The sequence below is a fragment of the Neptunomonas japonica JAMM 1380 genome (assembly GCF_016592555.1).
GTDB lineage: Bacteria > Pseudomonadota > Gammaproteobacteria > Pseudomonadales > Balneatricaceae > Neptunomonas > Neptunomonas japonica_A.
In genome coordinates this window covers 2,709,064-2,726,757 of the sequence record NZ_AP014546.1, presented here as the reverse complement: position 1 = coordinate 2,726,757, position 17,694 = coordinate 2,709,064, and the positions used below count along the sequence as shown (strand labels likewise).

The window sequence follows — 17,694 nt, the reverse complement described above, 5'->3', positions numbered from 1 at the left end:
ATTATGATGAGCAGTGTATTGGCCCGTTTTGGGCAAAAAACTAAAACATCGCAAGATGAGTCTTATTATACAGCGGGCCAGTTAGCGCTGATTAAAGCACGCTTTACGCGCAAAGCCAGTGGAGTTGTTGCGGGTTGGATATTGGTATCTATCGTTTTGATGGGTTTCTTTGCTCCGTTTTTCTCTCCGGTAGATCCAACTATTCGTGGTGCGGATGCTGAGTACCGGCGAGGAGCGCCGCAAGCCTTTTTCTTTTGGGATGAGCAGGGTGTTTCTTTACGCCCATTTACTTACACATATAGCAAAAATAAACCCAAAATTGATTTTAAAGCATTGGCCGCAAGTGGCGGTTTGGATGCCCTTGATGCACTAACCTCCAGCGGTGCGCTGAGCTCCTCCTCGCAGAACAAATATAACGTCGATAGAGATAAACGTCGTTACGTACAGTTCTTTGTTAAAGGCTGGGAGTACAGCCTGATTGATTTCAGTATGGCAGGTTTAGATTTAGACCTTCGATGGGATCGACACTTGTTTGGTGTTGAGCAGGGCGATATTCATCTGATGGGCACGGATGAAGATGGTAAAGATGTATTTAGTCGTACCTTACATGCAGTGTGGGTAACGGTGAGCATTGCTGTGGTTGCTTTGGTCGTTAAGCTGTTTACATCCTTACTGGTTGGTGGTGTTAGTGGTTATTTTGGTGGGCGAGTTGATGCGGTGCTAATGAGCTTCACTGAAGCGGTTCGGGTTATTCCGTCGATCCCCGTTTACCTAGCATGTGCTGTTGCTTTATCAAGTATGGATCTTACTGCTGTGCAGCGTTATTTTGCGATTGCTGTGGTTATCGGGGCTTTGGATTTTGCTACCTTAGGGCGGCGTTTACGTACACATATTCTAACTGAGCGTAATCAGGACTATGTATTAGCCGCGCAGCTTTGCGGTTCTAGTAGCTGGCGGATCATCTGGCGCCACCTGATACCGAGCTTCACGAGTTATATTATCGTCGATACCTTGATCAACTTTCCTTACGTCATCTTGGCAGAAACCAGCCTTAGCTTTTTGGGGTTAGGCTTAACTGAGCCGGTGAATAGCTTAGGTGTTTTGCTGCAAAAAGCCCAAGATCCAGATATCCAGCAAAATATGATCTGGCAGTTCTTTCCGGTACTCATTTTTGTGGTGTTAATTATGGCGTTTGTTTTTGTTGGCGATGCTCTACGTGATGCCGCTGATCCTTATTCGGAGAAGAAATAATGATGCTTAATAAAAGCATGCACACTAATTTGCTTGAAATTCGTGATCTAAGTATCGACTTTAATACCGATGAAGGCTTAGTTCATGCTGTTGATAATATTAGCCTTAGTATTCGTCCGGGTGAGGTGATGGGGCTGGTGGGTGAAAGCGGCTCGGGTAAGTCGATTACCGCGAAAAGTATTATGCAGCTCCTGCCGGGTAACGCCATTATTCAACCTCAGAGCCAGTTACGGCTTCGCCACGACAACACTGACATTGATATTTTAAAGCTGCGTGGCCGTGACTTACGCAAAGTGCGTGGTGATATGGTTTCAATGATATTCCAAGAACCGATGGCCAGCTTTGCCCCAGCGATTCGCTTGGGTGATCAGATCGTCGAAACCATGCAAATTCATTTGGGTTACAGCCGTGAACAGGCTCGCCGAGAAGGCATCGCCTTGTTTGATCGCGTTGGTATTGTTGATCCTGCTCGGCGGTTTGATCAGTACGTGTTTGAATTATCAGGGGGGATGCGACAGCGCGCCATGATTGCTATGGCGTTATCAACAAAACCTAAGTTGCTGATCGCGGATGAGCCGACAACCGCTTTGGATGTAACGATTCAAGCGCAAGTGTTGGAGCTAATGCTAGAGCTGCGTGAGCAGATGGGCATGGCAATGCTATTTATTACGCATGATCTGGGTGTTATTTCTAAAATTGCCGATAACGTGACGGTAATGCGTAAAGGCGAAGTGGTAGAGGCGGGCAATGCCGATCAGGTGTTATTTAAGCCTGTGCACCATTATACCCAGCGCTTGCTAGCCGCTTTACCGAACCTGGATAACTTACCTGAAGCACCAAAGAAGACGCCAAAGTCGCTCCTGAGTATTAACGATCTTTCGGTCAGCTACCCCGTAGCAGGAAACCGCCGTAAACAAGAGATGTTCACTGCGGTCAAAAATATCTCGTTGGATCTGCCTGAAGGGCAAATTATTGGTTTAGTGGGTGAGAGTGGTTCGGGCAAGACCTCTTTGGGTAAGGCGCTCTTGGGAGCTGCGCCGATTAGTGAGGGAAGTGTGAAATATCACGGTACTAAAAAGAAAGTACATTTTGGCGCAAGCAAGCAGCTCAAGCGAAAACGTTTATCTAAAACGGCACAGATGGTGTTCCAAGACCCTCACAGCTCGTTAAATCCAAGAATGACCATTCGGGATATTATCGCAGAGCCGTTGGAAGCGATGAAGTTAACCTCCAGCAGAGAAGAAACCGACCAACGCGTGATAGAGATAGCTAAACGTTGCCATATTGAAGTCGAACACTTACGGCGTTTTCCTCATGCCTTTTCCGGTGGGCAAAGACAGCGGATTAGCATTGCTCGGGCACTGGTGTGTAAACCAAAATTTATTGTGGCTGATGAGTCAGTAGCGGCACTGGATGTTTCGATTCAGGCCGAAATCCTCGCGTTATTAAAAGAGCTAAGGGCCGAGCTAGGTCTCACCATTTTGTTTATCTCGCATGATCTTAGCGTAATCGCTAATTTATGTGATTGGGTGTGTGTAATGAGAGGTGGCTCTTTGGTTGAGCAAGGTACAGTCCGGAAGATATTCCTTCAACCTGAGCAGCCGTATACTCAAAAGCTAATCGCTTCTATTCCATTGTTAGAGCCGCCGCAACCGCAGGTTGAGCGCTTGCTGGAATCTACAGAGGTAGTTGCAGTTCAGCAGGAGCCTTTAATAAGAGGGCCTATAAGGGGCCACATAACAAAGGCTTCAATAAAATCGCACACTGAAGAGTTACGCTGTTAAGGCGCTTGTATGGATTATTCATTAGCAGAAGTGCGTGCTTTCAATGCGGCAATTCAATGTGGGAATTTCACGCGGGCAGCACAACAGCTATCCGTTAGCCAACCGGCTATTACAGCGCAAATTCGTAAGTTAGAATCTCGTTTTGAAGCGCCTTTGCTTGAGCGTTTTAGCCGTGGCTTGAGGCCGACTGAACTGGGTAAGCGCCTTTATCAAATTACCTGTCAGTACAGTGATTTACAAGGCGCGATAGAGGCGCTTGCTAATCCTGAAACGATGCCTGGTAAAATGACTTTACGTGTGGCTACCGCCTCGCCATTAGTGTTTATGCCATTAATCGCGCAGTTTAATCAGCGATTCCCTGAGGTGACCTTAAAAATAACCTCTGTTACTACACAGCATTGTAAAAAAATGGTGCTCAATCGCGAAGTCGATATTGGTCTCTTTCCTTCCGATGATTTGGAGGCAGGGCTTTCTCGATTTGCTTATTCGTCTCATCGCCTTATGGCTATTGTGAAATCTAACCATCCTTTAGCGATGCAAAAGAGCCTTAGTGTGGCGCAGTTAGAAAGTGAGTCACTCATTTTTTATAAGCCTGAAGCCTGTACTCAACAGTTACTAAATGATCTGTTCTATCGTTCTAATGTGAATGTTAGCGCTAATGTGACGGTCGATGGCCGTCTTGATATGTGTGAAGCCGTGGCTTTCGGGTTGGGTATCGGTTTTGCACTAGAGCAAGATATTCGTCCTGACCATCGCCTTTGTACAGTAGCGGTAACGGAGGCGTCCGAGCATGTGTTAGAGCATGTTGTTTGGCAAAAAAATCGCAGCGCTTTACCAGGAATTAGAGACTTCATTCAATTAACGTTAGAGAGCAGTAATGACACGTAGTAATGAGGTATGCTTTAAGTTGAAGAGTTATTGAAAGGGTAGTGCATCACGTATTTGATAGGTTCTTCGCGTTTGTTATAAGCCCAAAAATAAGTATATGCTAAAGTGAACATGGTTAATTGAGCAAAGAGGCTTTTTAATGAAGCCAAAAGAAACATGAAAACACTACTGATCGTTGCACATGCTCCCTCTGAAAATACGCGCTTAATGGTTGAAGCCGTTTTAAAAGGTGCGCAGCATCCAGATATTGAGCAGGTACAAACTCGTTGGGTTCCACCGTTGGAAGCCACACCTGAAGATGTTCTGACGTGTGATGCTATTATTTTAGGAACCACAGAAAATCTGGCTTACATGAGCGGAGCTTTAAAAGATTTCTTTGATCGCTGTTATTACCCTTGTTTAGACGTAAAGCAGGGATTGCCATGTGCACTATATGTGCGGGCAGGGAATGATGGCACGGGCACTTGTCGAGCAGTCGAAACTATTTGTACGGGGTTACGCTGGACTTGGATTCAATCACCACTTGTGTGCCGCGGTGATTGGAAAACATCATTTTTAGATCAGTGTGAAGAGCTAGGAATGACCATGGCGGCTGGTCTTGATGTTGGTATTTATTGAGGCTTAAACGTTATTCGAAGCCTTCCGTTGTAAGCAGAGTGCGGCTTGGACTTAGTAAGTGCTCTCTAATAAGCTCTCTTGCCATACTCGCATCATGGTTAAGTAATGCTTCGATCAAGCTATCGTGCTCTTTTTGGTTTGCATCAAAAATCTGATTGTCCAACATGTTTTTCTTTAGCCAAAGGTTACGGTAACGAGACGCTTTTTCGTAGAGTGATCGGCGTACGTGTAACAACGTTGGGGATTGGCAACCTTCAGCAATAGCAGAGTGAAATGCTTGGTGACGACGTTCCCACTCGTGAGGTTCTTTTTCTAGTAAAGTACTGAATTTTCGCATTTTATGGGCGGCGGCTAAAATACCTGCTTCCCACTCGTCATCGCCTCGTTCTATTGCTAGATTGATACAGAGCGCCTCAATGTAAGCACGAGTTTCATAGATATCTAGCATCTCTTCTTTTGATATAGGATGTACCCGAAAACCGCGCTGGTTTTCGACAATAACGAGTTGCTCTATTAAAAGCTGGGAGAGGGCTTCGCGCAGGGGGCTTATACCTACTTGATAGCGCTCTTTTAATCGCGCCATCCGTAACTTTTCACCTGGTTTGAAATAGCCCGTTAAAATATCTTGCTTTAGCTGCCCCATTACTTGAGATGCAAAATTATCTTTGCTGTCAGCGGTGCTATTGGCTACTTCTTGCATAATGTGTTGCGTCTCCTAGAGCGCTAGCCTGTTTTTGTCTGCTATCTCTGTAATGTTTCAATGGCGCCTAAGTGGCTGAATTTATAGAGTTGCATGCATATTTTAAGTGAAGACATCAAAATAGTTAAGCGAGATGATACAAATAAATGTTGACGAAATTATAAAATGTCGACATTATTGTAATTCGTCGACATTAAGTCGTAGCATAAAATAATACATAGTTTGGAGAAAAGCAGATGACAGCTCTATTGCGTGCAGTTGAATCCCCATTGGTCCCCGCTGGCTTTACGGTTAAGCCGCATGCAGTTAGTCCACGTCTGCAAGTTGTTACGTTAAGTAGTGAAGTTATTCACGGGTTTGCTGAGGCAATGGCTGAATGGCCTGTGCAGGCATTGGAATATAAGCCTTTCCTACGATATGCCACTGCAGATAAGTTGGATGTATTGACTGAGAATACGCTGGGTCGTTACCTCAATGCGATCATGCAAAATCGTGAAACGGCAGCTTTTTTACTACAGTACGAAGGTGAGCCTGATATTGAAGCAGGTGAGCTGCGCACAGAGTTTGAAGTTAAGCTATCTACAGCGATCTCTCACCTTATCGGCATGCCAAATCATGATTCCATGTATGGCAAGTATTACGCTCGTTTTACTGTGCTTAATGAAGACAACTCAGATAGCTACTTGCGTCAAGCTCACCGCCGTATGGAGCTGCATACCGATGGTACTTATGTAAATGAGCGTACTGACTTTGTATTGATGCAAAAGCTGGGTGAAGCCCATATGGAAGGCGGTGCGTCTTTGCTACTTCATTTGGATGACTGGGCGGATTTAGAAAAATTCTACAACCACCCATTGGCTAAAAAAGACCTAGTTTGGGGCGCTCCAAAATCTAAAAATGTAGGGTCTAAAATTACTCATCCGATCTTCTTTGAAGAAGATAAAAACGGCAAGCCTCATATGTCTTTCATCGATCAGTTTGTTGAACCACAAAATATGTCTGAAGGTTTGTACCTGTATCAGATGGGCGAGTCTATTGAAGCTGATCCTAACTACATTGCAGTACCTTTACCGGTTGGTTCAATGCTCGTTGTACAGAACCATTGCTGGTTGCATGGTCGTGATAAGTTTACTGCACATCCTCAGTTGAGCCGAGAATTGCTACGTCAGCGTGGTCATTTTACGCGATAAGCATTGTTGATTTAATGGGAGTTCACCCTCTCTTGTAAAGTACCGCCCTATGTGGAGGGCAGTACTTTAAGAACCGAGTTTCGTAAGTACCGTGTGACATAGGCACTGGTATACTTTGGCGGGCTAGCGTATGTTAGCCCGTCTTTTTTTAAAGAAAATAACTTCAGTAGTAACAGGGTAATTGTGATGACATACGATTATATTATTATCGGTGGAGGCATTGTTGGTATGTCTACCGCATGGCAGATGCAGCAGCGCTTCCCAGACAAAAAAGTGTTACTACTGGAAAAAGAATCGGTATATTCAAAACACCAAACAGGTCATAACAGCGGTGTTATTCATGCGGGTGTGTATTATGCACCGGGTAGCCTTAAAGCAAAGTTCTGTAAAGCGGGTGTAGCCGCAACGATGGAGTTTTGTCAGCAGAATGACGTTCCTTATGATCAGTGCGGTAAGTTGTTAGTTGCAACAAATGCATTAGAGCTAGAGCGAATGAATGCATTGTTCGAACGTTGTCAGCAAAATGATATAGCGGTTGAGTTACTCGATGCTGAGCAGCTTAAAACTCGCGAGCCCAACATAGTGGGCGTTGGCGGCATACTGGTTAAAGACACTGCCATCGTTAATTATCAGCAAGTTACGACCAAAATGGCTGAACGTTTTATCGAAATGGGTGGTGATGCACGTTTGAACCACAAAGTTGTGGGGTTGAATGAAAGCGCTGATGAGATTAGCGTTGAAGCGATACATAATGATGAGAAAGTAACCTTTAAAGGTAAATTTCTCATTACTTGTTCTGGGTTAATGGCCGACCGAACGACTAAGATGTTGGGTATCCCTACAGACTTTCAAATTATTCCCTTTAGAGGCGAATATTACCAGTTACCGGCTAAACACAATAAGATCGTTAACCATCTTATTTACCCTATACCTGACCCAGACCTTCCATTTTTAGGCGTTCATTTAACGCGAATGATTGATGGCAGTGTCACTGTTGGGCCTAATGCTGTTCAAGGTTGGAAGCGTGAAGGCTATGGGCGTATTAATATTAGCCCGCGTGATATTTGGGATATGGTGACGTTTGCTGGTTTTTGGCGTGTGCTGAAAAGCCATATCAAAACAGGTATTGTTGAAACGAAGAATTCTCTTTGGAAACCCGGTTACCTTAAGCTGGTTCAAAAATACTGCCCTACACTAGAAGTGTCTGACCTTCAGCCTTATCCAGCAGGCATTCGTGCTCAAGCGGTAATGAAAGATGGCTCGTTAGTCCATGATTTCTTATTTGCTGAAAGCCCGCGTAGTTTGCATGTTTGTAATGCACCTTCGCCTGCGGCTACATCAGCGATACCTATTGGTGGTTATATCTGCGATAAAATACTTGAGCGCACAGTATAAGAGCGGCATGCGAATCCTGAACTACATCAGGATTCGCAAACAAACAGCTAGGCTCTTGGTTCACGTGCCATTGTGTAAAATTCAGTATTTGCCTGCATATTTGTAACAATCGCCATTCTGTTCGATAAACCGAAAAATGCAGTAATCCCGGTGATATCTAGAATATCTTCGTCGTCAAATCCTTGTGCGTTAAGTGCTTCATAGTCTGAGTCTTGTACTAGCTCTGGGGTACGAGACAGCTTGAGTGAAAATGCTAGCATGGCTTTTTGGCGCTCACTAATGGGTGCATGCAAGTAGTTAACGGCTATCTGATCAGCTAATAAAGGCTCTTTTGCAAACACTCGTAATAAAGCACCGTGTGCGACAACACAGTATTGGCAGCCATTAGCCGCGCTGGTCGCAACAATAATCATCTCTTTTTCAGCAGGGCTTAGCGTACTCCCTTCTCTTTCCATAATCGCATCGTGATAGGCAAAGAATGCTCTAAATTCTGCAGGGCGATGTGCCAGCGTTAGGAATACATTAGGAATAAAGCGAGCTTTTTCTTGTACTGCTAAGATACGTTCCCGAATATCATCAGGTAAGCTATCCAAACTCGGTACAGGGTATCGGCTGATGGATAAATCTTTCATGTTTTGTCTCCACTGACTTTATTCTATTGGATGAGTTGATTAGTCTATCCTGTAAGATCATTAAAAATCAGTCATAAAGTAGTCATAAAACATGCAGAGTCGGCCAATATGTACAAAATAATCGGATTAGGCTTTGATGGCTGCCAAGCCTCAGGAATTACCTCTCCATTTGATGTGTTTAATGTCATCAATACATTATGGAAACAGCAGTGCGGTGAGGCAGATCTCTATCAGTGTCGTTTGGTGTCTGTTTCAGGTGAGTCCATTACTTGTTCTAACGGAATGCGTGTGATGTCAGATGCCACTCTTGCGGAAGTGACTGATGCGGACTTAATTATTATCCCTGGCATTCACCACTATGATGTAGATACCTTGCTCAACAAGCTAAAAGCGCTTGATAAAGAATGCGCTTGGTTAAAGCTGCAGGCAGAGAAGGGCGTCACAATTACGGCTAACTGTAGTGGTGTTTTTGTTTTGGCGCAAACGGGTATGCTGAATGAATATGAGGCGACAACAGCGTGGTGGCTAACTGAGTTGTTTAGCAAGCGCTACCCTTCAGTTAAGCTACGTGGTGATCAGTTGCTGGTTAAAAGTGCTAATACTTTTACAACAGGCTCCATGACGGCAAACTTAGGAGTGATGCTGCAAATTGTTGAGCAACAAGTTGGACGGCAGTTGGCTCAGAGTTGTGCGCGCACTATGTTGATTGATGCCGGCCAAAACTTTGCATCGCCATACTTCTTTATGCAAAATCAGTCGGACCATCAAGATAGCTTGATATTAGCTGTGGAGAGCCGGTTACAGCAAGAGATTGCGTTACCGCTAGATGTAGAGCGCTTAGCGGGATTACATTCGGTCAGTGTGAGAACATTATCGCGGCGTTTTAAAAAGGCCAATGATATGAGTATCTCTGACTACTTCCAGCATCTTCGTCTTGAGTATACAAAGTTGCTTCTAGAGACAACCAGCTTAAGTATTGAGCAGGTGGTTGAACGCGTTGGTTACAGTAGCCAGAGTTCACTATTGAGACTATTTAAGCAGCGCCTAGGGTTATCTCCTAGTCGATATCGCAAAGCGTATCAGCAACGTACGCAAGTATGAGGTGTGCATTGTCAATATCTGCATGACTCGCTTGCAAAACTTGATTTAAATCCATGTTATCAGCCTGATAATGAGATACGTTGATATCAGTTGCGGGCTATTTACTTTGAAATAATTATTAAATAAAAGACAATGCCTAGACTTTAGTGTCGTTGTTTCATAACACAAGTGTGTGGTTTTAGAATTTTAAGCTAAGGTTAGGAATATATTATTGCTAATCGCGTGAGTGCTCTTTAATCACGTAAGGGAATATCAGGAGTTGCTATGGGAAGCTCATGCCGGTTTTCAGTATTACTGGTCACTGATGATGTTGAGGAGATCAGGTCAGTATGTAATCTGATAAAACGTCATTTTCCTCAGTTTTATATCGCTAAAAGCGAAGAAGAAGCTTTAAAAATTATTGTTGATAAAAAAATTGATGTGCTTTTAATGGGGCTTAAAACGCTACAAGCTAATGAAGTCTGTTATTTACACTTACTCAGTTCTAAGCAATTCGTTGCCAATATTATATACCGAAAGATTGTTTTATGTAGTCGTGAAGAGCTCAAAGAAGCTTTTTCAATATGCAATAAAGATGTGTTTGATGACTATTTTATAATCCGCCCATTATATGACCCTTACCATATTTTACTGCGTTTAAGGTTTATTCGCCGTGTGCGTGATAACCGTGATCCTACTGATATAAGTTCGTTTAGTTTAGATGACCTGTGTAATTACTTTGATCAAGTGGTTAATTGCCAAGATGCTTTGGGTGAATTAAATAAAGACAGTTATGAGAAGCTCTTATCTATCGTTTCTTTTTCGATGGAGAAAATGAAAGAACGTATCTTTGAAGAGGGATCTTTACCACTGGGCCAACAAAACGAAATTGGATCTTTAATTGATAAGCATACAGAAAGTAACTTGATTAAAGGCGTCTCTGATCATCAAAAAGAAACACAGCAGCAGCTACATAATGTAGTCAAAGATGTAGCTGAAATTGCTCAACTGAAGAAAAAGAAACTAGAAAGTCCTGCGCCAGTATCCTTTACGGATAGCAATATCTTACTTATTGAAGATGACTCATCGACTAGAGATAATATCAAGGATACGCTTAGTTCTGCGGGTTATAGTGCACAAGTGTCTGCCAGTGCAACACATGCCATTCAACTGATGCGTACATGGAAGCCCGATATCATTATGATTGATCTTAGGTTACCAGATATGAGCCCATTGTATGTTATTAATACTATAAAGAATGATCCTGAACTAAAAAATTCAAGGATCCTAGTTTTGGCGAAGGTAGGAGATAAAGAAAGCGCTCAAGAAGCAATGAAATTAGGTGTACATGAAGTTATGCGTAAACCTGTAGATCGAGATATGTTGATTTATAAAATAGACTACAACCTTAAAGAGCTTAAAAAAGCACAACATGCCTAATCTAGAGTAATTTAGGTTCAACTGATAGATTTGTTCATGGCGGTTGTGCTGTTTAGCGCTAACAAAGTTACTTCCTTATATTAGTTAGGTCAGCGTCTTTGCAACAACAGGTAATTGAACTTCAAAGACGGTTCCTATGCCTTCTTTACTTTGTACAACTATTTTTCCTTGATGATCTGCAATGATGCCGTAAGCAACTGCCATGCCCATCCCAGTTCCTTGTCCTACTGGTTTTGTCGTAAAAAAGGGCACAAATATTTGCTTTTTCACTTCATCAGACATGCCACAACCGTTGTCTTGAATGCGAATGCGAATAATATCATTTTTGCAGCGGCTACTAATTTTGAGCGTCGCTTCTTTAGCGTGTTCGGTGGCTTGTTTGGCGTTAATGATTAAGTTAAGAAGTACTTGGTTTATTTCGTTAGGATTACAAATTGTTTTTGGTAGTTCTTGCAAAGATAGTTGTAGATTCACATTGCCTTTAAGCTCACTGTCTAGCAGTTTTAATGTGCCCTTAAGCCCCTCAAGTAGGTCAGTCTCTACTTGGTCTGTATTTTGTGTACGTGAAAAACTGCGTAAGTTGTTAACAATATCTCGAACTCGACATAGCCCGTCTCCAGTGTCTTTTAATAGCTCGGACATATCTTCATTTACAAAAGTTAGATCTTCTTCGTCAATGAGTGTTGTAAGGCTACTGCGTGCTTCAGCAGATACTAGGTCTGTTTGTAGTAAGTTTTGGTTGAGTAGCAATAGTTTTTGAAAAGAAAGCGCGTAGTTATTTAAGCTTTCCATGTTACTCAGCACGAAAGCAAGAGGGTTGTTAATTTCATGTGCAACACCTGCCGAAAGCGTCCCAAGTGTTGCTAGCTTTTCATTTTGAAGCATGGCTGATTCTTGTTGGCGTAATTTCACATAACTTTCTTCAAGCTTTTGTTTTTGGATATACAGTTTACGAGACTTATCTTCGAGTAGCAGCTCAGCTTTTAGCCGAGCTGCTTTCTCGCGAGCATGCGCTTGTTGGTAAGGATTTACGTCGTCGCTCATGGCAGAAACCTAACGTGAAGTTCGCAGCAATCCGCACCTTTATGCATACAAACTGGATGATTTATCTCAATGTTTGTTTTGTAGTGTGCAGCGGCCCCTCTAACTAAGCCTTCTGCCAATATGCAAAGTTTGCGAGGTGAGCGATATGTCATTACTAATACATCAGAATCTGGCTCATTATACTCGAATGATGGCAAGTTTGGATTGTCATACAGCTTCCTTACCTCAACGTGTATGACCGAATGTATGCTTTTAAGAAAGCTTTTTAAGTCAGTTGGATTTTCTAAAAAAGTAGGGTGGCGTGAGGCTAAACCTGTGAAAAGAAACTCACCAAAATCACCAACAACTTTTTCCATAGGCAGTTTAGTACGATCGCAAACAGCTCCCACTAAACTAAATAGCTTTTCGTCAGGATAACTTTCACTTGCGGTATAAACCCCATCATCAGACAAATTTTCATTAAGGATTTCATTCCATACTGCCATCCCACAATGCTCTTCTACCATCTCTTCTAAAATATTAAAAATAACCCCTTTCATATTTAACTCCTTAATAGTGTCCATTCCCTAAGTAGTAAAGATTATTACTCACTATAGGTTAGCGGCTTTTATGATTAGTGCGAGAAAGTATTTATATTCAATCTAATTCAATCCAGCCCATTGGGTTCTTGCGAACTTTGGTTATGCCGGGTGAGCTTTTTTCTAAAGCTTCTTCATACCAATCATTTACTTCTTGTTTTGAGAGTGTTGTTTTATTCAGTTTACTTAGTTCCTTTTGACGCCCTTCGAAGTGATTAACCCCTTTATTTATCAAAGATAACAGCTGATCATTATTCCAGGGCTTATTCATAAAATGATGGATACTTCCTTCGTTTATTGCGCTAATAATACCTTCCTGATTGGCCTGCCCGCTGAGCATTATTTTATATATATCAGGCTGGATTTTATTGAGCTTGTTGAGAAATTCGGCACCATTCATTGTCGCCATCCGGTAGTCTGAAATAACTAGCGAAAAAGGGGTCTTACGGGCGCAATTCAACGCTAAAACAGGGTCAGTAAAAGTGCTTACTTGCCACCCTGCGCGTGATATTAGACGTTGGAGTGCATCGAGAATGGGTTGCTCGTCGTCAATCAACATTATTCTGCTCATGGCACGTTACTCCTTTGGTTGGTGTGACCCGATATTGACCTGTCTTCTAAGCGTTTTGAGTTATTGTGATATTTACAGTAAAGCACTAGATGTCACAAATGTCATATTTGACATACTAGTAATATCTACTAATGTTTAATTAATAATAGTAAGAGGCACTTGAGAGAGCTATCGATGAAGACTTTAACGACAGGTGAGATAGCAAAATTTTGTGATGTGAATTTGCGCACAGCTATTCGCTGGATTGAGCGAGGTGCGTTGAAGGGGTATAAGCTTCCCGGTCGAGGTAATAACCGTGTTAAAGAGGAAGATTTCATTGCTTTTTTGAAAGAGCATGGGATGCCTGTACCCATTGAATTTCAAAGACAAGATAGTAGAAAAGTACTCATTGTTGATGATGAACTACCTATTGCAAAAGCTATTCAACGTATATTAGTTCGCGCAGGCTATGAGACCTCTATCGCAATAGATGGCTTTCGAGCAGGCAGTAAGTTATTGACGGATATGCCAGCTTTGATGACTTTAGATTTAAGTATGCCAGGCTTGGATGGCTATGATGTCCTAGCATATGTGCGCTCTACGAAAGAAATATCCAATATTAAAATTATAGTCATATCGGCTCTAGACGATCAAAGCTTAAAAAAGGCACTAATATGTGGAGCAGATGCCGTATTAAGTAAACCTTTTGATAATGAACAGTTGTTAACAACGATTGAAGGCTTATTGGGCGTCGAATAATACCTAGCTCATCCACAAGGATTAGGTTCTTTAGTGAATCTATGTGCGCAAAGTTACCGGTGAAGGGAGTATAAGGAGATAGTATGCAGAAAACGTTGTTGATCGTTGATGATGAGCCGGCGATTTTAAGCTCTTTAAAGCGAATGCTGTATAGAGCAGGTTATAAGACTTTGCTAGCGACAAGTGGAGCAGAGGCTCTTCAAGTGCTGCAGGATAATCCTGATATTCGTGTGGTTCTTTCAGATTTTCGAATGCCAGTGATGACTGGTGGGGAGTTGTTAGTTGAAATAAAGCAGCGCTACCCGAGAGTCATTGGACTGATATTAAGTGGTTATGCTGACCTTGATTCTGTCCTCGAAGCATTAAATAGTGGTGCTGTGTTTAAGTTTTTGACTAAGCCGTGGGATGAAAATAGCCTATTAGATACTGTTGGTTTAGCTTTTCAGAGGAGCGTTAGCGAAGAATCTGAAAGTAATATTGTGTTGGGCGTTGATCAATTGTTGTCACGTAGCAAATTACTAGAAAATCTGAGTACTTGGATGGATAGTAAGGCTCCAGTGACAGTATTTTATTTAGATATTAAAAAATTCCACACGTTTAACGACAGTCTTGGGTATGAAGTTGCGGATGAGTTACTGGCTTCAGTTGCTCATACTTTGATGCAAAATATACCTGATACTGGCGTACTGGGTCAGATGAGCGGTGATGAATTTGTGTTGCTGCTCCCCCATGCTTGTTCACTAGAGGAAAGTCAGCGCTTGATTGGAAGGTTTTTACAGCCTTTCAATGAGTTAGTGAGTATTGCTGGGCGTGAATTGCACCTTTCCTTCAGTGTGGGGTACGGAGTTGCACCTCAAGACGGTAAAACACCAGAGCTTCTTGTACGAAATGCTCAGGTTGCTGCAAATCGTGCTAAGCACTTAGGGCCTGGTTGCGTTCTTCGTTATCAAATAACAATGAATGAGAAATGCCGTGAACTGGTTGATCTGAATAGTGATCTGTATAGGGCTTTGGAAAAAGATACATTGTCGGTCGTTTATCAACCGAAAGTCTGTTTGAAAACAGGGAACATCGTTGGTGCAGAATCTTTATTACGTTGGAATCATCATGCATTGGGGATGGTTTCTCCTGCGACGTTTATCCCTTTAGCAGAGTCTAGCGGCTTGATCGAGCCTATTGGAGAATGGGTTCTGTCTATGGCTAGCTCGCAAAGCAAGGCTTGGAGCTTAGAAGGGCTTCCTGAGCTATTAATTTCCGTCAATGTATCGGGCCGACAATTACAGCGTAATACGCTAGCAAAAAAATTAAAAATATTTTACAAGTATCGGGAGCCTCCCCCTCGCTGTTGGAACTTGAAATCACCGAAACTTTCCTAATGCAGGATATAGATAATAGTTTGAAGTTGTTGCATGAGTTAAAAGAACTTGGCATTCGGTTATCTATAGATGATTTTGGTACAGGCTATTCCTCATTGAACTACCTCAGTAGTCTGCCCGCAGATACTCTGAAAATTGACCGGTCATTTGTTAAAAAACTTGCCATATCTGAAGACCGAGTTGGGCTTGTTAGAAATGTAATACAGATGTCGCATGATTTAGGAATGTCAGTGGTAGCGGAGGGTGTGGAAACCAAAGCGCAGCTGGATATTTTGCGAGGTTTCAATTGTGACGAAATCCAAGGTTTTTATTTTAGCCCTCCTGTCGCTGCAGAAGAGTTTCGTTCGTTATTAATCAATCAGCCACTAATTGGTACTGAGTTTAAACCTACGAAAAAAAATATGGCTAAAGAGGGGGCGTGAAGAGTATGAGCGAACCAAAAGTACTGTTTGTGGATGACGAGAATAAGGTGCTTCGCTCGTTAAGGCGCAGTATGCGGCTGCACTGCAAGGATTGGAAGGCTGAATACTGTAGCTCACCTAAAGAGGCACTGCTCTTGATTTCCACATTTGATCCATGGGTCGTTGTGAGTGATAAGCGCATGACTGAAATGGATGGTGCTGAGTTTCTACATCAAGTTAGTCAGAACTCACCGGGTGTCATTAGGGTGCTGCTGACGGGTGATACTTCTCCTGATGTTGCAATTGAGGTCACTAATACTGCTCATATGCTAATTCCAAAACCTTTTGAATTTGAAACACTTATACAAAAGTTACAGCGCGTCCAATATTTACGAATGTTTCCTGCTTTTGACATCATTCGTCAACGAATGGGTTGTATGGGGCAGGTTTCTGTATTGCCTAAGGTATATCAGAAAATAGTTGAGTCTATGCAGCATGAAGGAACCTCTTCTCAAGAGGTCGCCAAAATAATAAGCCAAGACCCCGCTATATTGGCAAAGTTGATGCAATTAGCGAACTCTGCTTTTTTGGGCTTTTCTCAGAATGTTTATAGTGCAAATGATGCTGTTATTAGGCTTGGTTTTGAGCTGACCAAAAATGTTGTGCTTTGTCTAGGTATCTATAAACAGAATAAAACAGATAACGAGCCGTTGCGGGGAAAACTTTTTGCCGAAGCATTGGAAGTCGCCGTTATTACACGGCAAGTGAGTGATGCCTGTGGTTGTAACAGCGCGGAGTTAGAGAATTCTTTCGTCCTTGGTTTATTACACAATATTGGGATGTTAGTGCCTATCATACCGGCTGAACATGCAGACCCCCATGGTGTGCCTAACCTTTATGAGCAGAGTGTTATTGGTGCTTATCTATTATCTCTTTGGGAGTTTGATAATGAGTTTACTAATGCTGTGTTATATCAGAATAAGCCCGAATGCTCTGAAGTCGTAACATCGCTTTCTTGTTGGTTACATGTAGCAAAAATTGTTAGCCAGGCACAAAAACAGGGCGTTAGTGCGCTAGAGACTCAACCCGCTTTAAATCAATCCATGCTACAGGCTGAGGGATTATTAGATGACGTGTTGGTATGGATTAATGAATATGAATCAAAACATTAAAAGGATGTGAATGATGAAATTGATATGTACTTGTTGGTTAGCTTTTTCGTTTTTTTCGTAGCCCCTGTTTCTAATGCTAATAGTCTGAGCTTTGGCATTGTTCCGCAACAGTCAGCCAAAAAGTTAGCCAGGCTCTGGACACCTATCTTTGCTTATTTGAGTGCTAAAACAGGTGAGGATATTCGCTTTAGTACGGCTAATGATATCCCCACATTTGAAAAACGTGTAGCCGCTGGCGAATATGACATCGCCTATATGAACCCATACCACTATACGGTTTTTCATCAAGTTCCTGGATATGAGGCGGTAGCTCGACAAAAAGACAAGCGCATTAAAGGTATTGTGGTTGTGCGTAAAGATAGTGTTTTAAACGAACTGACTGAGTTGGACGAGGAAAAACTGGCATTTCCATCTCCCGCTGCATTTGCCGCCAGTGTTGTTCCTAGAGCTCAAATGGATTTAAAAGGAATGCAGATAACACCTCAGTATGTATCATCACATGACTCTGTATATCTCGGCGTCGCTCGAGGTTTTTTTGCGGGTGGTGGTGGCGTTATGCGAACTTTCAATAACACTACGCCTGAGGTTAGAGAACAATTGCGAGTTTTATGGACAACCCCTCCTTATACGCCTCATGCTATTGCGGTTCACCCTCGTGTTGCGCCTGATGTTGTTGAAAAACTAAAACAAGCACTATTAACCATGAATGATGACCCAGAAGGCCGATCATTATTAAAAACAATTAATTTCAAAGGTATCGAATTAGCTGAAAATGCTGATTGGGATGATGTTAGAGCGCTTAATATTACATTATTGAATGACCTTCTTAAGTAAGC

At 42.4% G+C, this 17,694-nt stretch carries 16 protein-coding genes and 1 pseudogene; 12 read left to right on the top strand and 5 right to left on the bottom strand.

Going from position 1 to position 17,694, the window contains the following annotated elements:
* Positions 1 to 6 precede the first annotated feature (6 nt).
* The 4 genes from NEJAP_RS12760 to NEJAP_RS12745 all read left to right on the top strand — a co-directional run bounded on the left by NEJAP_RS12760 (position 7) and on the right by NEJAP_RS12745 (position 4,541).
* Positions 7 to 1,251 carry an ABC transporter permease gene (locus NEJAP_RS12760; protein ID WP_236590925.1) on the top strand — a complete coding sequence of 415 codons (1,245 nt, stop codon included), beginning with the start codon at positions 7 to 9 and terminating at the stop codon, positions 1,249 to 1,251.
* Positions 1,251 to 3,035, top strand: a complete 1,785-nt coding sequence (locus NEJAP_RS12755) for a dipeptide ABC transporter ATP-binding protein (RefSeq protein WP_236590924.1) — start codon at positions 1,251 to 1,253, stop codon at positions 3,033 to 3,035. Before NEJAP_RS12760 ends, NEJAP_RS12755 begins: the two co-directional genes overlap by 1 nt.
* A 9-nt stretch (positions 3,036 to 3,044) precedes the next feature.
* Positions 3,045 to 3,923 (top strand): LysR family transcriptional regulator, encoded by an 879-nt coding sequence (locus NEJAP_RS12750; protein WP_201347603.1) that lies wholly within the window; start codon positions 3,045 to 3,047, stop codon positions 3,921 to 3,923.
* Between the two features lie 156 nt (positions 3,924 to 4,079).
* Positions 4,080 to 4,541: a flavodoxin family protein gene (locus NEJAP_RS12745; RefSeq protein WP_201347602.1), complete on the top strand. Its 462-nt coding sequence runs from the start codon at positions 4,080 to 4,082 to the stop codon at positions 4,539 to 4,541.
* Positions 4,542 to 4,551: 10 nt separating this feature from the next.
* Here the strand turns inward: NEJAP_RS12745 and csiR are convergent, their stop codons facing one another.
* Complete coding sequence (gene csiR, locus NEJAP_RS12740) at positions 4,552 to 5,241, bottom strand: DNA-binding transcriptional regulator CsiR (RefSeq protein ID WP_201347601.1); 690 nt, start codon at positions 5,239 to 5,241, stop codon at positions 4,552 to 4,554.
* Positions 5,242 to 5,477: 236 nt separating this feature from the next.
* On the opposite strand from csiR, the gene glaH reads away from it, so the two are divergent.
* Positions 5,478 to 6,431, top strand: a complete 954-nt coding sequence (gene glaH / locus NEJAP_RS12735) for a glutarate dioxygenase GlaH (protein WP_201347600.1) — start codon at positions 5,478 to 5,480, stop codon at positions 6,429 to 6,431.
* A gap of 186 nt (positions 6,432 to 6,617) precedes the next feature.
* Positions 6,618 to 7,826 (top strand): L-2-hydroxyglutarate oxidase, encoded by a 1,209-nt coding sequence (gene lhgO, locus NEJAP_RS12730; RefSeq protein ID WP_201347599.1) that lies wholly within the window; start codon positions 6,618 to 6,620, stop codon positions 7,824 to 7,826.
* 47 nt (positions 7,827 to 7,873) lie between these two features.
* On the opposite strand, the gene NEJAP_RS12725 is transcribed toward lhgO, so the two are convergent.
* Positions 7,874 to 8,458, bottom strand: coding sequence for a peroxidase-related enzyme (locus NEJAP_RS12725; protein ID WP_201347598.1), 585 nt, complete (start codon positions 8,456 to 8,458; stop codon positions 7,874 to 7,876).
* Between the two features lie 108 nt (positions 8,459 to 8,566).
* On the opposite strand from NEJAP_RS12725, the gene NEJAP_RS12720 reads away from it, so the two are divergent.
* Positions 8,567 to 9,559: a GlxA family transcriptional regulator gene (locus NEJAP_RS12720; protein WP_201347597.1), complete on the top strand. Its 993-nt coding sequence runs from the start codon at positions 8,567 to 8,569 to the stop codon at positions 9,557 to 9,559.
* A gap of 264 nt (positions 9,560 to 9,823) precedes the next feature.
* The gene (locus NEJAP_RS12715) at positions 9,824 to 10,978 is read left to right on the top strand and encodes a response regulator (RefSeq protein ID WP_201347596.1); all 1,155 of its coding nucleotides are present in this window, start codon (positions 9,824 to 9,826) and stop codon (positions 10,976 to 10,978) included.
* Positions 10,979 to 11,062: 84 nt separating this feature from the next.
* Here the strand turns inward: NEJAP_RS12715 and NEJAP_RS12710 are convergent, their stop codons facing one another.
* The 3 genes from NEJAP_RS12710 to NEJAP_RS12700 all read right to left on the bottom strand — a co-directional run bounded on the left by NEJAP_RS12710 (position 11,063) and on the right by NEJAP_RS12700 (position 13,171).
* Positions 11,063 to 12,022, bottom strand: a complete 960-nt coding sequence (locus NEJAP_RS12710) for a sensor histidine kinase (protein WP_201347595.1) — start codon at positions 12,020 to 12,022, stop codon at positions 11,063 to 11,065.
* Positions 12,019 to 12,561, bottom strand: a complete 543-nt coding sequence (locus NEJAP_RS12705; RefSeq protein WP_201347594.1) for a heme NO-binding domain-containing protein — start codon at positions 12,559 to 12,561, stop codon at positions 12,019 to 12,021. Before NEJAP_RS12705 ends, NEJAP_RS12710 begins: the two co-directional genes overlap by 4 nt.
* A gap of 97 nt (positions 12,562 to 12,658) precedes the next feature.
* Positions 12,659 to 13,171 (bottom strand): response regulator, encoded by a 513-nt coding sequence (locus NEJAP_RS12700; RefSeq protein WP_201347593.1) that lies wholly within the window; start codon positions 13,169 to 13,171, stop codon positions 12,659 to 12,661.
* A 174-nt stretch (positions 13,172 to 13,345) separates the two neighbouring features.
* Here NEJAP_RS12700 and NEJAP_RS12695 point away from each other — a divergent pair, with 174 nt between their 5' ends.
* From NEJAP_RS12695 to NEJAP_RS12675, 4 genes and pseudogenes are all read left to right on the top strand, one after another.
* Positions 13,346 to 13,909: a response regulator gene (locus tag NEJAP_RS12695; protein ID WP_201347592.1), complete on the top strand. Its 564-nt coding sequence runs from the start codon at positions 13,346 to 13,348 to the stop codon at positions 13,907 to 13,909.
* A gap of 83 nt (positions 13,910 to 13,992) precedes the next feature.
* Positions 13,993 to 15,707, top strand: a pseudogene (locus NEJAP_RS12690) (EAL domain-containing protein).
* A 5-nt stretch (positions 15,708 to 15,712) separates the two neighbouring features.
* Positions 15,713 to 16,858 (top strand): HDOD domain-containing protein, encoded by a 1,146-nt coding sequence (locus NEJAP_RS12680; protein WP_201347590.1) that lies wholly within the window; start codon positions 15,713 to 15,715, stop codon positions 16,856 to 16,858.
* A 24-nt stretch (positions 16,859 to 16,882) separates the two neighbouring features.
* Positions 16,883 to 17,692, top strand: coding sequence for a phosphate/phosphite/phosphonate ABC transporter substrate-binding protein (locus NEJAP_RS12675; protein ID WP_201350612.1), 810 nt, complete (start codon positions 16,883 to 16,885; stop codon positions 17,690 to 17,692).
* The last annotated feature ends 2 nt before the right edge of the window (positions 17,693 to 17,694 follow it).